Raw genomic sequence first — 1160 nt, 5'->3', positions numbered from 1 at the left:
GCGCCTCCGTTGCTGCCGAGGCTCATCAATACCGCCGTGAGGGGCGCGCTCTGCGTTTCCAGGGCCAACGGTCGTTGCGCGGCCGTCACGGCGTGTCGGACATCCTCGCGTTCACGGCTATAGAGGCCGTTTTACCGCGCGGCACACACACGGTCGACACGCGCGGGAACCTCACGCCGTTCTTCCGCGACGGCAAGTTGGTGCTGGTCGTCGACTAGGTTTGGGGTGTGCGTGACATCGCTGTCTTCAGTGGTTCTGCCCATCCCTCACTGGCCGCCGAGATCTGTGGTCATCTCGGTGTCGACCTCTCGCCCAGCCGCCTGACGCGGTTCGCCAACGACTGTCTGGAAGTGCAGTTGCAGGCGAACTGCCGCGAGCGGGACGTGTTCCTGATCCAGCCACTGGTGCCACCGGTGCAGGAGCATCTCGTCGAACTACTGCTGATGCTGGACGCTGCCCGTGGCGCGTCGGCAGCCCGCACGACCGTTGTGCTGCCGCACTACGCCTATGCGCGCTCCGACAAGAAGGACGCACCGCGAATCTCCATCGGCGGACGGCTGGTCGCCGACCTGATGGTGGCGGCCGGGGCGTCCCGGGTGCTCGCGATGACACTGCACTCGCCGCAGGTGCACGGCTTCTTCTCGGTGCCCGTTGATCACCTGCACGCGCTGCGGGAACTGGCCGCGNNNCTCGGGCTGCCCGTCGCGGCCGGGGCCAAGCAGCGGTTCGCCGACGACAAGGTGCAGATCTCGACCGTCATCGGTGACGTGGCGGGGCGGGATGTGATCGTGCTCGACGACGAGATCGCCAAGGGGTCGACCGTCATCGAGTTGCTGGACAAGCTGCGGGAGCGCGGGGCCGGGTCGATCCGGGTCGCGTGCACGCACGGGTTGTTCTCGTCGGGCGCGTTGGAGCGGTTGCAGGCGTTCGACGACGTGCTGGAGATCGTCGCCACGAACACCGTGCCGATTCCGGACGCGAAGGTCGTGCCGAAGTTGAAGGTGTTGTCGATCGCGCCGGCGATGGCGGAGGCGATGCGGCGGATCAACGTGGGCGAGTCGGTGTCGACGCTGTTCGAGGCTCCCTGACCTACTTGAGATGGGCGAGCGCCGTGATCAGGCGCTCCCCGACATCGGCAGGTCCCGGCATCTTGCGCACCA

Annotated in this window: 1 protein-coding gene and 1 pseudogene; both read left to right on the top strand. The window is 67.1% G+C overall.

Annotated features, from left to right (window positions below; all coding sequences use genetic code 11):
* Nucleotides 1-218 (top strand): annotated as a pseudogene (locus B0F77_RS49525) (hypothetical protein); the annotation flags it as partial.
* 9 nt (nucleotides 219-227) lie between these two features.
* Nucleotides 228-1088: a ribose-phosphate diphosphokinase gene (locus B0F77_RS45790; protein WP_086669315.1), complete on the top strand. Its 861-nt coding sequence runs from the start codon at nucleotides 228-230 to the stop codon at nucleotides 1086-1088.
* The last annotated feature ends 72 nt before the right edge of the window (nucleotides 1089-1160 follow it).

Source organism: Lentzea kentuckyensis (assembly GCF_002150765.1).
Classification (GTDB): Bacteria; Actinomycetota; Actinomycetes; order Mycobacteriales; family Pseudonocardiaceae; genus Lentzea; species Lentzea kentuckyensis.
Note: the sequence above shows the minus strand (reverse complement) of the source record. Positions and strands in the feature narration are given on the sequence as shown.